This is a genomic window from Corynebacterium sp. p3-SID1761 (assembly GCF_055862885.1).
Genome location: NZ_JBSQBJ010000039.1, coordinates 1 through 1,241, shown reverse-complemented (window position 1 = coordinate 1,241; position 1,241 = coordinate 1). Strand labels below are relative to the sequence as shown.

Genomic DNA, 1,241 nt, shown 5'->3' with positions numbered 1-1,241 from the left:
AGCCGCTGCCAATGCCCTTGGTGTCTCCAAGTATGCCGCCCGTATGCTCTGTCGTCGGTTTAAGCTGCATGGCAGGCTATGTCTTGTGGAGAAACCGATTAAGCAGCAGTACTCGTTCGAGGTCAAGAAGGAAGTTGTCCAACGCTATCTTGCCGGCGAGACAAAGATGGATCTTGCGCGTGAGTTTGGCCTGTCGTCAGATCAGCTGGTCAGTTATTGGTCGCGGCAATGGCGTAACGGTGGCGATGAGGCGTTAAAACCGAAGCCGAAGGGCAGACCCAAAGGCTCGGCTGTGCCAAAGCCGCTGACCGAAGAGGAGAAGCTGCGGCGCCGGATCGCGCGATTGGAAGCGGAAAACGCTTATCTAAAAAAATTGCGGGACTTGAGGAATCAGGGACGCGCCTGAAAGTCCAGGCGATTGTCATCCTCAAGTCGCACCACCGCTTGGAGTACCTCCTAGAGGCAGCAGGTATCCCACGGTCGACGTTCTTCTACCACCAGAAACGCCTCGGCCAGCCAGATAAGCACGCCGAGCTCAAAGACGCGATCCGGGCAAGTTTTGAACGTAACAAGCATCGCTACGGCTATCGACGAGTGCTACTTGACCTGCGTAACCAGGGGTGGGTGGTCAACCACAAACTCGTCTACAAACTCATGCGTGAGATGGGCATTCGAGCCAAGATCCGCCAACGTAGACCTTATGTTTCCTACACCGGGACGATCAGCCACATCGCTGACAACAAACTTGACCGCAAGTTCACCCCGGATCAGCCAAACACCGTCTTTGTCAGCGACGTCACCGAGTTCAGGGTCCAAGGCCGCAAAGTGTATTTGTCGCCGGTGATGGACCTGTTCGACCGCTCAATCGTCGCCCACACCGTGGCTACATCACCGTCGACAGCGTTGACCACCGATTCTTTGTCCAAGGCGATCGCGGCGAGTGCGCCTGAACCCGGGTGGATGATGCACACTGACCAAGGCTTCCAGTACCAGCACGCCTCCTGGCGCGATCTGATCGGTGACAACGGCGGTGTTCAGTCGATGTCGCGTAAAGCCAACTGTTACGACAACGCGGTCATGGAGAACTTCTTCGGGCACTTGAAAACCGAGATGTACCACGGTGAAGTCTTCGACACGGTCGCAGAGTTCAACCAAGCGATCGACGAGTACATCGGGTGGTACAACACCGAACGCGTCCAACAACGACTCAAGGGCCTGACCCCGATGCAATATCGGAATCA

1 protein-coding gene is annotated in these 1,241 nt (G+C 56.0%); it reads left to right on the top strand.

The features are described 5' to 3' along the window. Positions 1-1,241 (top strand): IS3 family transposase gene (locus ACWXWJ_RS10240; protein ID WP_473964348.1). Its coding sequence is split into 2 segments (ribosomal slippage), with 1,242 coding nucleotides annotated over them: positions 1-365 and positions 365-1,241; the frame shifts between segments, so codons are not numbered across the junction. This gene is flagged as partial in the annotation.